Origin of the sequence: Variimorphobacter saccharofermentans, from assembly GCF_014174405.1 — a bacterium.
Taxonomy (GTDB): Bacteria; Bacillota; Clostridia; order Lachnospirales; family Lachnospiraceae; genus Mobilitalea; species Mobilitalea saccharofermentans.
Genome location: NZ_JACEGA010000001.1, coordinates 1,672,812 through 1,688,544 on the forward strand (window position 1 = coordinate 1,672,812; position 15,733 = coordinate 1,688,544).

At 40.3% G+C, this 15,733-nt stretch carries 12 protein-coding genes; 11 read left to right on the forward strand and 1 reads right to left on the reverse strand.

Going from position 1 to position 15,733, the window contains the following annotated elements:
* The 9 genes from H0486_RS07310 to H0486_RS07350 all read left to right on the forward strand — a co-directional run bounded on the left by H0486_RS07310 (position 1) and on the right by H0486_RS07350 (position 12,284).
* On the forward strand, positions 1-2,391 hold the full coding sequence (locus tag H0486_RS07310) for a glycoside hydrolase family 2 protein (RefSeq protein WP_228352371.1): 2,391 nt from the start codon (positions 1-3) through the stop codon (positions 2,389-2,391).
* A 57-nt stretch (positions 2,392-2,448) separates the two neighbouring features.
* Entirely contained in the window at positions 2,449-3,834 is a 1,386-nt protein-coding gene (locus H0486_RS07315; RefSeq protein WP_228352372.1) for a glycoside-pentoside-hexuronide (GPH):cation symporter, read from the forward strand.
* Between the two features lie 64 nt (positions 3,835-3,898).
* Positions 3,899-6,253, forward strand: coding sequence for an alpha-galactosidase (locus H0486_RS07320; RefSeq protein WP_228352373.1), 2,355 nt, complete (start codon positions 3,899-3,901; stop codon positions 6,251-6,253).
* A gap of 633 nt (positions 6,254-6,886) precedes the next feature.
* Complete coding sequence (locus tag H0486_RS07325) at positions 6,887-7,888, forward strand: ABC transporter permease (protein WP_228352374.1); 1,002 nt, start codon at positions 6,887-6,889, stop codon at positions 7,886-7,888.
* Positions 7,882-8,694, forward strand: a complete 813-nt coding sequence (locus H0486_RS07330) for an ABC transporter ATP-binding protein (protein ID WP_228352375.1) — start codon at positions 7,882-7,884, stop codon at positions 8,692-8,694. The genes H0486_RS07325 and H0486_RS07330 overlap by 7 nt, the downstream gene beginning before the upstream one ends.
* 95 nt (positions 8,695-8,789) lie before the next feature.
* Positions 8,790-9,983, forward strand: a complete 1,194-nt coding sequence (locus tag H0486_RS07335) for an ABC transporter substrate-binding protein (RefSeq protein WP_228352376.1) — start codon at positions 8,790-8,792, stop codon at positions 9,981-9,983.
* Between the two features lie 2 nt (positions 9,984-9,985).
* Positions 9,986-10,399 (forward strand): DUF4418 family protein, encoded by a 414-nt coding sequence (locus H0486_RS07340; protein ID WP_228352377.1) that lies wholly within the window; start codon positions 9,986-9,988, stop codon positions 10,397-10,399.
* On the forward strand, positions 10,396-11,607 hold the full coding sequence (locus H0486_RS07345) for an ABC transporter permease (RefSeq protein ID WP_228352378.1): 1,212 nt from the start codon (positions 10,396-10,398) through the stop codon (positions 11,605-11,607). The genes H0486_RS07340 and H0486_RS07345 overlap by 4 nt, the downstream gene beginning before the upstream one ends.
* Before the next feature lie 2 nt (positions 11,608-11,609).
* A complete protein-coding gene (locus tag H0486_RS07350; RefSeq protein ID WP_228352379.1) occupies positions 11,610-12,284 on the forward strand; it encodes an ABC transporter ATP-binding protein in 675 nt (224 codons plus the stop codon).
* Between the two features lie 259 nt (positions 12,285-12,543).
* Here the strand turns inward: H0486_RS07350 and H0486_RS07355 are convergent, their stop codons facing one another.
* A complete protein-coding gene (locus H0486_RS07355) occupies positions 12,544-13,644 on the reverse strand; it encodes a response regulator transcription factor (protein ID WP_228352380.1) in 1,101 nt (366 codons plus the stop codon).
* Positions 13,645-13,925: 281 nt separating this feature from the next.
* Here H0486_RS07355 and H0486_RS07360 point away from each other — a divergent pair, with 281 nt between their 5' ends.
* Together H0486_RS07360 and H0486_RS07365 are read left to right on the forward strand one after the other, a co-directional pair.
* Positions 13,926-14,378, forward strand: coding sequence for a pyridoxamine 5'-phosphate oxidase family protein (locus H0486_RS07360; protein WP_228352381.1), 453 nt, complete (start codon positions 13,926-13,928; stop codon positions 14,376-14,378).
* A gap of 20 nt (positions 14,379-14,398) precedes the next feature.
* Positions 14,399-15,733 carry a nitrogenase component 1 gene (locus tag H0486_RS07365; protein WP_228352382.1) on the forward strand — a complete coding sequence of 445 codons (1,335 nt, stop codon included), beginning with the start codon at positions 14,399-14,401 and terminating at the stop codon, positions 15,731-15,733.

Below are 15,733 nucleotides of genomic sequence, written 5' to 3' on the forward strand. Positions count from 1 at the left end.
ATGACGGAGCACATTGATCTAAACGATGGATGGAGGTATAGTAAACACTTTGAATCGGAGATGCTTCAACCAGATTATGATGATCATGGCCTGGAAGAGGTGAGGTTACCCCATGCAAATGTAGTTACACCATACAATTACTTTGATGAGAACATCTATCAATTTGTTAGCTGCTATCGCAGAAAATTTAAAGCAGAGCCTGGTTGGAGAAATAAGCAAATACTTCTGACCTTTGAAGGAGTGGCCCATGTTGCCACAGTATATCTAAATGGTAAGAAACTAACAACCCATTACGGAGGCTATACAGCATTTACAGTAAACCTGAGTACGGAGTTATTCTATGATAAAGAAAATACTCTTGCAGTAGAAGTGGATAGCAGGGAAAGCAGTAATCTTCCTCCCTTTGGCAATGTTATTGACTATATGACCTATGGTGGAATCTACCGGGAGGTTTACATTGAAATAAAAGAGCCTACGGCGATTGAGGATGCATTTATCATGACAGAAGATGCTATGAACGGTAAGCATATCGTAAGGCTTCAGATCTCTTTATCGGGAGAAGTAAATAACAAGGTACATATTCTAAGGCTTAAGGTGGAGGATGGAGAAAAGCGACTGATATGCTCCGATCAATTTACTGCCACACATTCATCTCTTGAGCACAGCTTCCTAGTTAGCGGCGCAAACCTATGGGACATAGATCATCCCAATCTATATTATCTGAAGCTTGCTTTATATTCGCAGGATACCTTACTTGATGAAACAGAAATACGCTTTGGCTTTCGTACCTGTGAGTTTAAAAAGGATGGCTTCTATCTAAATCACAGGAAGCTTAAGCTGCTTGGTTTGAACCGACATCAGAGCTATCCCTATGTAGGCTATGCAATGCCGAAGCGTATGCAAGCATTAGATGCTGAAATATTGAAGTATGAGCTTGGTGTAAATGCAGTTCGGACCTCCCATTACCCTCAATCCAGACATTTTATTAACCGGTGTGACGAACTGGGATTATTGGTCTTTACTGAAATTCCGGGCTGGCAGCATATCGGTGATGATGAGTGGAAGAGTAGAGCCTGTGAGCATGTACGGGAAATGGTGATACAGTATCGAAATCATCCTTCCATTATCCTATGGGGAGTGAGAATTAATGAATCCCAGGACGATGATGCTTTTTACACAGAGACAAACCGGATTGCTCATAAGCTTGATCCCACCAGACAGACTGGAGGAGTTCGCTTTATAAAGAAAAGCCATTTGTTGGAGGATGTATATACCTATAACGACTTTCTTCATAACGGCAAGACGAAGGGACTGGAACGAAAAAAGGATGTTACCTCCAGTAACGTCCCCTATTTGGTTTCTGAGTTCAATGGTCATATGTTTCCCACAAAAGCTTATGATGATGAAGAACATCGTTTACAACACGCTCTAAGACATGCAAGAGTATTAGATAGTCTGTTTGAACAGGAGAATATGGCTGGGGGCTTCGGCTGGTGTATGTTTGACTACAACACCCACAAGGATTTTGGCAGCGGGGATCGTATTTGTTATCATGGAGTCATGGATATGTTTCGGAATCCGAAACCGGCAGCAGCTGTATATGCAAGCCAGAGTAATACACATCCGATATGTGAGATTAGCTCAACGATGGATATTGGCGAGCATCCGGCAGGCAAGCTGGGAGAGGTATACGCCTTTACCAATGCGGATTCCATCAGGTTATATAAAGGAGATCTTTTTGTTAAGGAATTCTATCCAGATAGGAAAAGGTATAAGAATCTGCCTCAACCGCCTGTTTTAATTGATGATTTTATCGGTGAGCTCTTAGAAAAGAAGGAGAATATTCGTCATCAATCTGCGGAGGGCTTCAAGAAGCTAATTAAAGCGATACAGGAGTATGGACCGTCACATCTGCCATTACGCTATAAGCTGAAAATGGCATACCTGTTACTAAAAAATCACATCGACATGCAGAGAGCAGTCAGTATGTATTATGAATATGCCGGAGGATGGGGTGGTAATAGCATTTGCTATCGTTTTGTAGCAATAAAGGATGGAAAGCTTCAAAAGGAGATCGTAAAAAGTCCGGTGATAAAGCCTTATTTGGAATATAAGGTAAGCAGTACTCAGCTTAAGGAGGAGGAAACATACGATGTAGCCTTGGTACGAATTACTGCCCATGATCAGAACGGTAACCGTCTTCATTATTATCAGGACCCTCTCGTGCTAAAGACCACAGGTACCATCGAGTTAATCGGTCCGAAGACAATCAGCTTACGGGGAGGTGCGGCAGGTACCTTCGTTAAGACTAAGGGTATTAAAGGTGAAGGAATATTAAGCATCTGTTCTGAGGGCTTAGAAGAATGTCATATACATTTTCATGTCGAATAATTCGATGTTAGGCATATTGTGAAATATTTATTATACTAAAAAAATGGAGGAGAAGGTATGAAGCTTACACTAAAAGAAAAAGTATCCTATGGTATTGGGGCTGTAGGAAAGGATATGGTTTACTCCATTGTGTCCGGCTATCTTATGTATTATTATGATACTGTATTAGGAATAAGTGCTACCTTTATTGGAGTCCTATTTATGATTGCAAGAAGTCTGGATGCCTTAAATGATCCCTTTATGGGGATTATTGTAGAGAAAACAAATACGAGGTTTGGTAAATTCCGTCCATGGCTTGTAATCGGTACCGTACTGAGTGCGATATCCCTTTATTTTATGTTTTCAGTACCCAGAGGAATGACAGGGGTACCTCTTTTGGTTTATGCTTCTGCTGCTTATATATTATGGGGCACCACCTACACTCTTATGGATATTCCCTATTGGTCAATGATACCAGCCATATCCCAAAGTGGTAAGGATAGAGAGAATATATCCGTAATTGCACGAAGCTGTGCGGGAATTGGATTTGCGATTCCCAGTGCCTTAACGATGACTTTGGTACCAATTCTTGGGCGTGGGGACAAGAGATCAGGATTTCAGGTCTTTGCTGCAATTATTGCGGTGTTTTTTATTCTATCTACTATAGTGAATGTGATTAATGTCAAGGAGAAATCCAAGGTTAAGCTGGAGACACCCACAATTCGACAGATGTTTCGGCAGCTGTTTCAAAATGATCAGGCTGTAATCGTAGTAATTACAATCGTTATGTTTAATGCATCCTTGTACTTAACCTCCACTTTGGCGGTCTATTTCTTCGAATTTGATATCGGAAATGCGGAGCTAGTAGGATTATTTAGTACAATCGGAGGAGCCACCCAGATTTTATCCATGACGCTGCTTCCGGTACTTCGTAAAAAATATAAACGAATGACTATTTTCGTATCGGCCATCGTGATGACAATGATAGGTTATGCGTTCCTCTTTACTCTGGGGACCTTAAATATTTCAAATATTTTATTACTGGGTATTGCTGCGGTTATCATTTATTTTGGCTTCGGTCTCGCAACAGTGTTAACAACAGTATTCTTAGCGGATACCGTAGACTATGGCCAATGGAAGCACGGGCAGCGTAGCGAGAGCGTGGTCTTCTCCATGCAAACCTTCGTAGTTCAGCTTGCATCTGCTATCTCAGTATTAATTGCAGGTGTTGGTCTTGATCTGGTTGGGCTCGATTCAGAAGCTGCAGTTCAGACAAACACTGCTTTAGTCGGATTACGGATATTGATGATTATCATCCCCATGATTGGACTTGCCATATCTGTTTTATTCTTTAGACGTAAGTATCGGCTTTCAGATGAGCGAATGGAGCAAATCTTATCAGAAATCAGTGAAAGAGAGCAGGCTGCTATAAAAATCAAAGAAAATTCTGAGCAGGTTAGTTAGGCGGTTAATGGCTACAGAAGTATTCAGAGTTCAGCGATAAAAATGTGTTAATGGGAGGTTAGCAATGATACATAATAAGAACGATTTATTCGTCCTCGAAACAAGGGATACTTCCTATTGCTTTCGGGTAATGCCTCAAGGGCATCTGGAACATTTATACTATGGCAGGAGAATCAATCTGGAACAAGGTTATGAGCCGTTACTTCAGAAGACGACTTTTCTCGGTGGAACACAGATTGCATATTCGAAAGAGTTCCCGAATGTAGGCTTGGAGGATCTATGCCTTGAATTATCCTCCTATGGTAAAGGAGATATTCGCGAAGCATTTCTGGATATTACCCATGAGGATGGTTCCTCTACCTGTGATTTTCGATTTAGGAAGGCAAGAATTCTTAAGGAGAAAAAAATACTGGATACTCTACCATCCGCTTATCTGTCAGATCAGGGTTCAGAACCAGTAAGCTTAGAGATTGAGATGTATGATAGCAACTACGAGATTACGTTACTTCTTATATATTCTGTGTTTTATGACAGCAATGTGATTACCCGCAGCGCAAAGCTAATCAATACCTCTTCTAAAAAGATCTGGCTGGAGCGTATTATGAGCTGCCAGCTGGATCTTGACGCTGAGGATTATATTATTAGCACCTTTCATGGAGCCTGGGCTAGAGAAATGAACCGCTATGATACACCGGCACAGCCAGGCATTTTTGTCAATGATTCGAAGCTTGGGATTTCAGGAAACCGAAGCAATCCCTTCTTTATGATTAGTCAGAAGAATGCAAATGAAGAATACGGAGACTGCTTCGGCTTTAATCTGATCTATAGTGGGGAGCATTATGCTGCCATTGAGGTTAATAGTATGGGGAAGCTTAGGGTTGTTAACGGGATTCAACCGGCGAATTTCCGATTTCTATTAATGCCCGGTGATTCCTTTGAAGCTCCGGAATCGGTTATTACTTTTTCGAATCAGGGATATACTGGAATGAGTCATAATATGCATCATTTTATTCGGAAGCATATCCTACGTGGAGAGTGGAAGAACAGGGTAAGGCCGGTTCTCCTTAATAGTTGGGAGGCTAACTACTTTAAATTCGATGAGGGAAAGCTTCTAAAGCAGGCGAAGGCCGCTGCCGAAGCAGGAATTGAGCTCTTCGTCCTTGATGACGGATGGTTTGGAAATCGTAAGGATGATACCTCCTCCTTAGGAGATTGGCAGGAGAACCGAGAGAAGCTGCAACATGGGTTAAAAGGCCTGGCAGATAAAATTAATGCTCTGGGTATGGATTTTGGTATCTGGGTTGAGCCTGAGATGGTGAATGAAGACAGTGATTGCTATCGTAATCACCCAGACTGGGCAGTAAAACTGCCGGGGGTATCCCATTCCCTTGGAAGAAATCAGATGCTTTTAGATCTAACAAAGGAAGAGGTTCGTTCATATCTGATTGATGAGATGGCCAGGGTATTTTCCAGTGCGAATATTCGTTACGTTAAGTGGGATATGAACCGTATCTTTTCTGACCGTTATTCCTCCTCTCTTGATGCGGATCGACAGAAGGAATTTAGCCATCGGTACATTATGGGACTGTATGAGGTGATTGGTACCTTAACGAGACGTTTCCCTCAGATACTCTTTGAAGGCTGTGCATCCGGTGGGAATCGGTTTGATCTGGGCATACTGTGCTATATGCCTCAAATATGGGCCAGTGATAATACGGATGCCATATGCAGGGTTACGATCCAGTCAGGATATAGCTATGGTTATCCGCTCACCGTGATGGGCGCTCATGTATCCGGATGCCCGAACCATCAGACCCTGCGTAATACCTCTATAGAGACCCGGTTTGAGGTTGCCGCTTTCGGTTTACTGGGATATGAATGTAACCTGACGGAATTAAGCAAAGAAGAATATCAGATTGTAAAGGAACAGATAGCATTTTATAAAAAGCATCGGGAGACTTTACAGTTCGGGGATTTTTATCGGATTAAAACGAATGATCGAGGGATATACCAATGGCTTTGTGTCGCACCGGATCAATCTGAGGCCATTGGACTGCATCTGCAAAAGGAAGTGCTTCCGAATTATCCACATACGAAATTTAAGACAAGGGGACTTAAGGAGGAGACAAGCTATCACTTCACTAACCGCCAGCAGATATTTAGTATTAAGGAATTCGGGGACTTGATTAATATGATATCACCCATTCATATCAAGAAGGACTCGCTGGTGCATAATGTAATTGCCATGGTCAAAAAGATGCCAGGGGAAGTGGAGGACAGTAAGGCTTTGGGCTGCGTCTTCAATCATGCAGGAGTTAAATTAAAGCAAGCTTTTGCTGGAACAGGCTACAATGAGGAGGTTCGTTTACAGAAGGATTTTTCTTCCAGAATGTATCTGTGGGATTCATTGAATGAATAGACATCATAGGAGGTAAAGCATGAATATATAATACGAAATATCCAGTAGCCGTTGCAAAATGTAGCAAGGACTATTACATAATGTATCAACTAAGATTAGACATGCTCTAATCTTTGAAAATATATTATGCAACAGTTCTTATTACATTTTGTAGCGGCTAATTTTTATAATTATATATTGGAAATTCTATGAATTCTTATTACTATTTGTGTCAATATAACCTAAAGTTGTGTTAAATGTGTCTCGAGGTATGGAAAGAATTGCGTCGCAATCCGAAAAAATTTGCTTGAGAAAATTTGGATTATCAATAAAAAAATTCATGAGGTAGACAATATTTTCTAAATGCTCTATAAAGTTTTGAGTATACCGTAGCTTCATTGACTTCCACTAAAGAAGCATTTATAAATAATACAACGTTCCTATATAGTAGCCTGAAGCTATTAATTGGAATAGGAACATGACACTTACTATGAAAGGAAGAGTAATGAAGAATGAAGAAGTGTTATAAACGCTATGTAGGTTGGGCAAAAGCAATATGCACACATAACTCATCAAGGAATGTATTAATTCATAACGATAGAAAATCGCAAAGCGTCCTTTCTATCGTATAGGTTTAAAGAGAGGGTATAGAGTATGGATGTGAATGGAGCAGTGCTTAATACAGAAGTAACAGCTAAGAACAAAGCAGAATTTCAATTAAAGACTTTATTACCGATTGCTGGTGTTCTGATCGCTATTGTTACAGATATATTAATACCGAATCATAAAGAGTTAAAGTATGCGGAGCTGACATATTATCGGAATTTTTTATTTATCTCATTGGGAGTAGTAGTACTATTTACCATACTGGCAGTATTCGTTGAGAGAGTACGAGATAAGTATGCGTATCGTAGTTATTTCATTACGGGTGTGTTTCTATTCTTGACTTTTTTGAATTTAGTTACTGCTAAGTTTTTATTACTACCCCAGATATATTTTCCAAGCATATCACGGATTTTTGAGGTATTTTTTGTTGATACAAAATTATTGCTTACCTGTATAGGAAGCTCATTAGTATTACTGATTTATGGAATTTCCATCGGTTTTTGTCTTGGGATGATCTCCGGAATTGGAATTGGCTGGAGCAAACGTTGTAATTACTGGGTATATCCTTTAATCAGAATCCTGGGACCGATACCTTCCTCCACATGGACACCGTTAGCTCTGGTAGTATTCCCAACCGCAAGATCTGCTGCAGTATTTTTAATTGCCTTTGGTGTATGGTTCCAAATAACGATTCTAACGTGTTCCGGAATTAAGGGAGTAAATAAGGCATATTTTGAGGTATCATCAACCTTGGGGGCAGATGACAAGCAAAATCTATTTAAGATAGCGATACCGGCAGCTGCTCCATCCATTTTTTTAGGCTTCTTTAATGCTACCTGTTCTTCCTTTGTTGCCTTAATGGCTGCAGAGATGATTGGATGTAAGTCAGGACTTGGCTGGTATGTTAATTGGCAGAAGCAGATGCTTGCTTATGCGAATGTATATGCCGGATTAATCATTATCGCTATATTTTGTTATATCTTAGTTACTCTGCAATTTAGAGTCAGAGATAAATTACTATCATGGCAGGAGGGCATAGTGAAATGGTAATTGATACAGTTGAAAAAACAGGCTCTATAACAGCTCATAATGTCAGGAAGGAGTTCGTGGATGCCAAGGGAGAGACGGTAATTGCCCTTAATAATGTCAATGCGGACATTGTTCCAGGAGAATTTATCTGCCTGATAGGACCCTCTGGCTGTGGAAAATCTACTTTTCTGAGACTGATTGCGGGGTTGATCAAGCCCACAGAGGGAGAAATCTATCTGGACGGAGAAAAAATAACAAAACCAGGTTATGAACGAGGACTGGTGTTCCAGGACCCAACCCTGTTTCCCTGGCTGAACATCCATGATAACATCGCCTTCGGGCTAAAGGCAAGGCATATATACAATGAAAAAAAGAAGGAAGTTAAGGAATTCATTGATCTGGTAAATCTGGATGGTTTTGAGAAAGCATTGCCCCATCATTTATCAGGTGGTATGGCACAAAGAGCAGGTCTGGCCAGAGCTTTGGTAAATCACCCTAAGGTGCTGCTGCTGGATGAACCCTTTGGTGCACTGGATGCATTTACCAGAATGAATATGCAGGATGAACTTCTGCGAATCTGGAAGGAACGTGGTACCACCATGATTATGGTGACTCATGATGTAGATGAAGCAGTATATTTAAGTGACCGCATTTTTGTCATGACGCCAAGACCAGCCAAAATTGAAACAGTTATTAAGGTGGATATAAGTAGAAACGAAAAGCATGGAAGAAAGCGAGATAGTGTGGATTTCCTGAATCTACGCTCCAAGATATTACAGGTATTGAATTATACCGGTAAAGAGACAACAGTGGAATATAATATCTGAGTAATGAGATTACAATCGACTTAAATCAAGCAGACTGGGAACAAGCAATTCTTATCTCTGTAACCATGTTGGTAATAATAGAAAAGGGGAAGATTATGAAAGATAATAAGAACATGAAAAAAATCTGGAATAGACTAGTAGCGTGTACGATCATATTCGTAAGCACGGTGATTATATTAACCGGCTGTTCCGCTAAAGAAACGGTTAATACCAATACAGACAAAAATGAAAACAAAACTACCGAGACAGAGTCGGTTTCTTCTACGGCTTCCGAAGCTTCAGACACGAAGGATACCGATGTTACATCCGTTGAAACCGGAGATCCGATACGAATCGTAAAGACCTTCGAGGGAACCTGTCAGGTACAGACACAGCTGGCATATTTATTAGGCTTTTATGAAGCAGAAGGTCTGGTTGAAGGTGTGGACTATGAATTCGTTGATTCTGGAAGTGAAACAGGTGCGGTATTAATATCGACGGATAAAGCTGATTTGGTCATCGGCCTGATTGCCGGTATGCTTCAGCCCCTGGATAACGGCTTGGAAGCAAAAGCAATTTTGGGACTCCATACAGGTTGTATTACTCTTGTTACACTTGGTGACAGTGAAGTCAAATCAACAGCGGATTTGAAGGGGAAAACCATCGGAGTGACACAATTATCATCCTCCAATCATATTGCTGCATTACGAGCTTTGAATTTTGAGGGATTAACTGCAGACGATGTGGAATTTGTAGTATATGACTCTGATACGATTCAACAGGCATTACTTAATGGAGCAGTTGATGTTATAGCTCTGAGTGACTATAAGGCAAAAATATTGGAACGAGACGAAGGAGCCAGGATCATATTTGATACCTCCACTGATCCTAGATTAAAGGATGAGAACTGCTGTGTATTGTTTGCACGAAATGGAGTTATTGATGAATATCCTCAGAGACTTGCAAAGATATGTACTGCGATTCAGAAAGCCTCTGTCTGGATTGCGAATAATCCGGAGTTGGCCGCAGAAATTCAAGTGGCGCAGGGCTATGCCTTAGGTGAAGCAGAGGTTAACAAAAAGTTATTGCTTACCTATCAATTTCCTACTTCCTTAACCAGTCTAAAGGAAGCAGTTTATCGAAACTTTGATGATGCAAAGGTTCTGGGACTATTAAAGGAGAACACGGATGAAGCGGTTCTTGCAGAAAGTAGTTACCTATTCCTTGACGGGGTAGCAGATGGCCTTGATATTACGACTATTGAAGCACCAAAGGATCCTAATCAATTTTTAATAGTAAAGGAAGAGTAATTATGACAAAACGATTTTTAACTGGAATATTATTTATTATACTCGGTCTATTAGTAGCCATTGGTCCACAAACCCTATTTTCGGTGTGCGGTGCTCATGATGGTAAATTCATGAAATGCCACTGGACGGCTCAAGCAGAGCTGGGTATCGGATTTATCATTGCAATTCTGGGGTTATTACTAATTCTTATCGCTTCGAGACAATTTCGTATCGGCATCAGCATTGGTATTTTTCTTAATGCCATCCTGGTATTGCTGATTCCGAACATTCTGATAGGTGTATGTGGTAGCTTACATATGAATTGTCGCATTCTCACTCTGCCGGCTCTTAATATATTGGGTGTATTGATTGCTGTGATTGCAGTAATAAACATTTGGTTTTTATGGAATAAGGACCGAAAAGAGGAATCTGTATGAAGCAAAAAAGCTTGTCCGTTCATCGACTGGCATGGTTGAATATTCGGAGAAAGACTTTGCGTTCTGGCTGCTTAATGATAATTGTGGCAGTGCTGTCCTTTGTAATGTTCGGTGGGACTATATTATCCCTTAGTCTGGAAAATGGATTAAAAAGCATGAAATCCAGATTGGGTGCTGATTTAATCGTAGTCCCCTTGGAATATGATAAGGGTATGGAAGCTATTCTGTTAAAGGGAGAACCAAGCTGCTTTTATTTTAAGCGATCAGTACAGGAGAAAATTACGCATTTAGACGGTATTTCACAGATAACCTCTCAGTTCTTTCTTACCTCCCTCAGTGCAGAATGTTGTGATTTACCCATACAACTAATTGCCTTTGATCCGGAGACGGACTTTACGGTACAGCCATGGATTACTCAGGTTTATGACGAAGAGATATCCGAGGGTGCCGTCATCATAGGAAGTGATATTAACGTAGACAACAATTCCTACATCAAATTCTATGGTGAAAACTACAAAATAGCAGCAAAAATGGAAAAAACAGGTACTGGGTTGGACCAGACAGTCTTTACCAATATGAAAACCATGGAGAAACTGTTTGAAGGAGCTAAGAAGGCAGGTCTGAACTTTCTGGAAGATATCAGTCCGGAGTATTCCATATCCTCGGTGCTCATCAAAGCAGAGGATGGCTATGATAGAAAAACCTTAATAAAGGATATCCGTAGAGAACTGGGAGGAGTTCAGATCATAGAAACGCAAAACATGATTACGAATATAGCCAGCAATCTGGAGAGCTTTGCTGTGGTGATTAAAATCTTTGCTGCTCTGTTCTTTGGTATCGCATTTATCACTTTGCTCCTTATGTTCTCCATCATAGCCAATGAAAGAAAGAAGGAATTTGCAGTATTTAGGACTCTTGGAGCCACCAGAGGGAGATTAACCTCAACCCTTTTACTGGAATCCCTGTATATCAGCAGTACCGGTGGTATCATCGGTATCCTGTCGGCAGTCATCATCGTCCTCTCCTTTCATGTATATATCAGTGAGCGATTGGGATTACCTTATCTACAGCCGGAAACTTACGTTGTCGCTTTGGTTCTCATAGTGACCTTTTTGGTTGTTAGTAGTATAGGACCTCTGGCTTCTGTATACTCAGCTGTGAAAATCAGCCGACAGGAAACCTATCTGACTCTGAGGGAAGGAGAATAGATATGACGCTTATTATTAAAGGACTCCGGAAGGAATATCGCAGAGGAGAAGTGCCATTTAATGCTGTGAATAATGTGAATTTCAACATAGGACCAGGAGAATTTATCAGCATTATCGGTAGGTCCGGAAGTGGGAAAAGTACCCTGCTTAATCTGATTGCAGGACTATTACAGCCTACCGAAGGGGAAATTCTTTTAGATGGAAAGAACATTGTTGGATTAACGGATAAGGAAGCCTCCTATCTCAGAAATTCTACCTTCGGCTATATTGCTCAAGGACATAGTATCCTTCCAAATCTAACCGTCATTGAAAATGTAAAGCTACCCTTTTATTTATTCTCCAGAAAGGGAGACTCAACAAAGCGGGCAATGGAATTAATCTCTCAGATGGGCATTGCCCATCTGGCGGATTGTTATCCAAGCAAGCTGTCCGGTGGAGAACTACGAAGGGTGGTCATTGCTAGAGCATTGATGAACAACCCTTCTGTATTACTGGCGGATGAGCCCACCAGAGATCTGGATAAAGAGAATACGAAGGGAGTCATCGAGATATTCCGAAAGATAGCAAAAAACGGGACCTCAATACTACTGGTCACCCATGACTTAGACACCATAGATGCACAGGACTCTATATATCGTATGGAGGACGGGTGTCTAACGAAACAAGGAGCTGTTTAATTTCGTCGTATATCAGAATAATGGAAAAAGTACCCGTGAGAATTATGACTTACCTCACACACAGACGGAAGTACATGTTACTGATTTTGAATGTCTCAGGCGAATATTTATATTCACCTACGAACAATAAACATTCGCCTGATTCATACAAAATGCAGCAAAATGTTCTTCCGACAGTGCATTACGGTAAGTCATAACTCTCACGGGTACTTTTTTCTATAGTTACAATAAATTACGAAATCAAACAGCTCCTTGTTTGTTAGATAGTGTACTCGGAATAATAGTATGCTTCTCGGTTATATTCGGTAGGAGATTTCCCAATCGTCTTTTTATAGATCTGAGTGAAATAATGAATGTCCTTATAACCGAGTCGGTAAGCAATATCAATGACTGGCAGTACGGTGTAGTTTAACAGGTATTCGGCTCGCTTCATCTTAACTATTGTAACCAGCTGAGAATAATGTATCGATGACTTTTTACTAAACAGGTTACTCAAGTAGGAATGATTCATATAAAATTTACTGGCAATCATGGTAAGCTTTAAATCCTCCTCTGGATGCTGCAATATGTATTGATGTATTTTAATCAGAGTTTCATCCTGAAAATCCGGATTCAATTGGCAAAACAGCTGAAACAGGCAGGTAAACTTTCGCATATAGTATTCAATAAAATCATTGGAATCATGGAGAACCGGATAATCAAATTGCTTATGAAAATTCTGTGGTAAATATAGGGGTAACCAGTCGTGCTTTTCGAATATTCCTACGGTGATGGTGACAAAGAGCTTATTTGCGAGGATATCCGATGGTTGTGATGAAGTCTTGGAGTGATAAATTGTCATCATCATGTTGCGAAACATCTCAGGAACTGTTTCATCCTTATGGGTAAATCGGTTTATTAATGCTTGAATTTGACCTTTGGCTAGAAAAGTACGGTGTTCCATGGAAGCATCAGACCTTATGGATAGATGCTTTTTTTGCTTTTCCAGCTTTTCAGTAGCCCTTTGAAACAGAGCCAGCATAGTTTCTCTGTTTAGCGGCTTTGGAAGATAATCAAAAGCTCCATAGATAAATCCTTCTCTTGCGTAAGTAAATGAAACAATATCACTGATAAACACGATTAAGGGAGGTTCATTATCTTTATAAACCTGCTTTAATAGCTGAAGCCCATCAAATATTGAGAGGTTGATTTCTGTGAGAACCAGGTCAAACTCCTTGGTCTGTAAGAGAGTTAGGGCTTCCTCACCATTGGTGGCTGTCTCGGTACAGACAAAACCGTCCTCGCCTATTCCCCATATTGGGAGATTTAGCAATGCTTTTAATGCAAATTCCTGGGGTTCTACAATTAAGACCTTGTACATTAACATCCACCTTTCTTTCCTTTTATATTCTTACAATTATTATCCACCCTATGGAATAGATTGTATATAGATTTCTATTTTATAGAAAAATTTAGATAAATCAAGGGAAATTTCTTGGATATAGGAAGAAAATATTTTGATATTGTTTAAAATATGACAATCTGAATTAAGAAAATTTATATAGTATCTTACAATGTTTTGCTAAAGGCCCTGAAGCATTGACTTTTCACGGTAAAAAGGAAAAGATTAGTATAAATAAACTAAGAAAAGGGGATTAAATTATGGCATTGACTAAGAATCAAATCGAAGAATATCTGAAAAGTACTAAGAAAATTCTTCTGTCAACGGTGACAGAAGAAAACAAACCGGACCTCCGTATATTAGGTGCGATTGCAACTGATGGTGCAAATACTTACTTTTCAACATTAAGTAACGCAAGAAAGGTTACCCAGATTGAATTAAATCCAAATGTAGCAGTTTACTTTGAAGCTCCTGATCAGAAGTTCCCAAACTATATCAATGCAACGGTATATGGAAAAGCAAGGAAGGTAGTATGTGAGAAAGAGCTGGAGAAGGCAGTTGCTCTTATTAAGGATAATCTTCCCCATTTTGAATGGTCGGACGACAAGAGTATCTATGTGGTAGAGCCGGATCAGATTAAGTTCTTTAATTCTTCCGCAGAGCTCGCACAGGATAAGGTACAAATTGTTGAATATAACAATAAGGAATCATAAGAAACAGGGAGGAATATTAAATGAGTGATTTTATTGAACGATCGAAATTTTCATGTGCCTTAGGTGGTGCCTTATCCACTATTGCTGCCATTCCGAGAGCAGTTCCCATAGTTCACGCATCGGGAGGCTGTGCAGCTGCTCTCTCTGGCACCTATAATCTATCGGCTGGTTACAGAGGAGTCGGATATTGTGGTGGAAATATGATTCCTACCTCCAACATTTCTCAAAGCAATATTGTATTTGGTGGAGAAGATAAGCTGGTGGGACAGATTGAATCAACGATTAAATATCTGAAGGGCGATATTTATATTGTCGTAACTGGCTGCCAGACAGAAATGATTGGTGATGATTCGGTGGGGATAGCCTCCAGATATCGCGAATATAATGTGATTGGTGCAAATACACCGGGATTTAAGGGGAATACCCTGCGAGGATATGACGAGGTACTGGATGTATTAATTAGGGAAATTGTAGAAAAGACAGATAAGAAGGATGAAAGAACCATCAACCTCCTTGGAATTGTTCCGGGACACGATGTATTCTACAGGGGTAATATAGCTTATATTCAGGAGTTACTGAGCAAAGTCGGTATAAAGGTTAATACCTTCTTTGGAGATGGAGAAAGTGTTGAGAAGATAAAGAGCTATGGAAGCGCTGCCCTGACAGTGGTACTGTCAGTAACGGCTGGTCAGCTGGCGGCAAAGACTTTTGAAACGGTACATCAAATTCCGTATGTCACTACAGAGCTTCCCATTGGACCTAAGGCTTCTGAAAAATTCCTGCGTTTCATTGGAGAGAAGCTGGGTATTGAGAAAAAACGAATCGACACAGTAGTAGAAGAAGAGATTAGATATTTTTACTCCTATCTGGAGAGGATTGTAGATGTTGCTTCAGACCTGGATTTTCAAAGGTATGCAGTCGTTATTACAGACAGCTACTATGCATATCCGATTACTGATTTTATTTCAGAGGAATTAGGCTGGATCCCGCATTTTGTATCAGTGAATGATATTCATGACCGTGAAATTCAGGAGCAGTATCGTAAAAAATTCGAAGGACTGACATCTGTAACCAAACCACAGGTAATCTTCGAAGATAAGGTGGGGCAGACAGCGAAAAAACTCCGAGCAAGCTGGCCGTACAATAACAACCAGAAGTATTATGATGCATTAGGACCTTTATTTGTAATAGGTAGTGTAGTAGAACGAAATTTAGCGGCCCAATATGGTGCAGGATTTCTGTCCGTAGCTTTTCCGGTTAGTAACAGGGCTGTACTGAATAAAGGGTATGCCGGCTTCCGAGGGGCCTTATCCTTAACGGAAGATTTGTTATCTAATCTTGTGGTTGCAAGGTAG

Bases quoted from the DNA above. Each gene is read 5' to 3' on its own strand.
- H0486_RS07310 (WP_228352371.1), top strand. From the start codon at position 1: ATGACGGAGCACATTGATCTAAACGATGGATGGAGGTATAGTAAACAC.
- H0486_RS07315 (WP_228352372.1), top strand. From the start codon at position 2,449: ATGAAGCTTACACTAAAAGAAAAAGTATCCTATGGTATTGGGGCTGTA.
- H0486_RS07320 (WP_228352373.1), top strand. From the start codon at position 3,899: ATGATACATAATAAGAACGATTTATTCGTCCTCGAAACAAGGGATACT.
- H0486_RS07325 (WP_228352374.1), top strand. From the start codon at position 6,887: ATGGATGTGAATGGAGCAGTGCTTAATACAGAAGTAACAGCTAAGAAC.
- H0486_RS07330 (WP_228352375.1), top strand. From the start codon at position 7,882: ATGGTAATTGATACAGTTGAAAAAACAGGCTCTATAACAGCTCATAAT.
- H0486_RS07335 (WP_228352376.1), top strand. From the start codon at position 8,790: ATGAAAGATAATAAGAACATGAAAAAAATCTGGAATAGACTAGTAGCG.
- H0486_RS07340 (WP_228352377.1), top strand. From the start codon at position 9,986: ATGACAAAACGATTTTTAACTGGAATATTATTTATTATACTCGGTCTA.
- H0486_RS07345 (WP_228352378.1), top strand. From the start codon at position 10,396: ATGAAGCAAAAAAGCTTGTCCGTTCATCGACTGGCATGGTTGAATATT.
- H0486_RS07350 (WP_228352379.1), top strand. From the start codon at position 11,610: ATGACGCTTATTATTAAAGGACTCCGGAAGGAATATCGCAGAGGAGAA.
- H0486_RS07355 (WP_228352380.1), bottom strand. From the start codon at position 13,644: ATGTACAAGGTCTTAATTGTAGAACCCCAGGAATTTGCATTAAAAGCA.
- H0486_RS07360 (WP_228352381.1), top strand. From the start codon at position 13,926: ATGGCATTGACTAAGAATCAAATCGAAGAATATCTGAAAAGTACTAAG.
- H0486_RS07365 (WP_228352382.1), top strand. From the start codon at position 14,399: ATGAGTGATTTTATTGAACGATCGAAATTTTCATGTGCCTTAGGTGGT.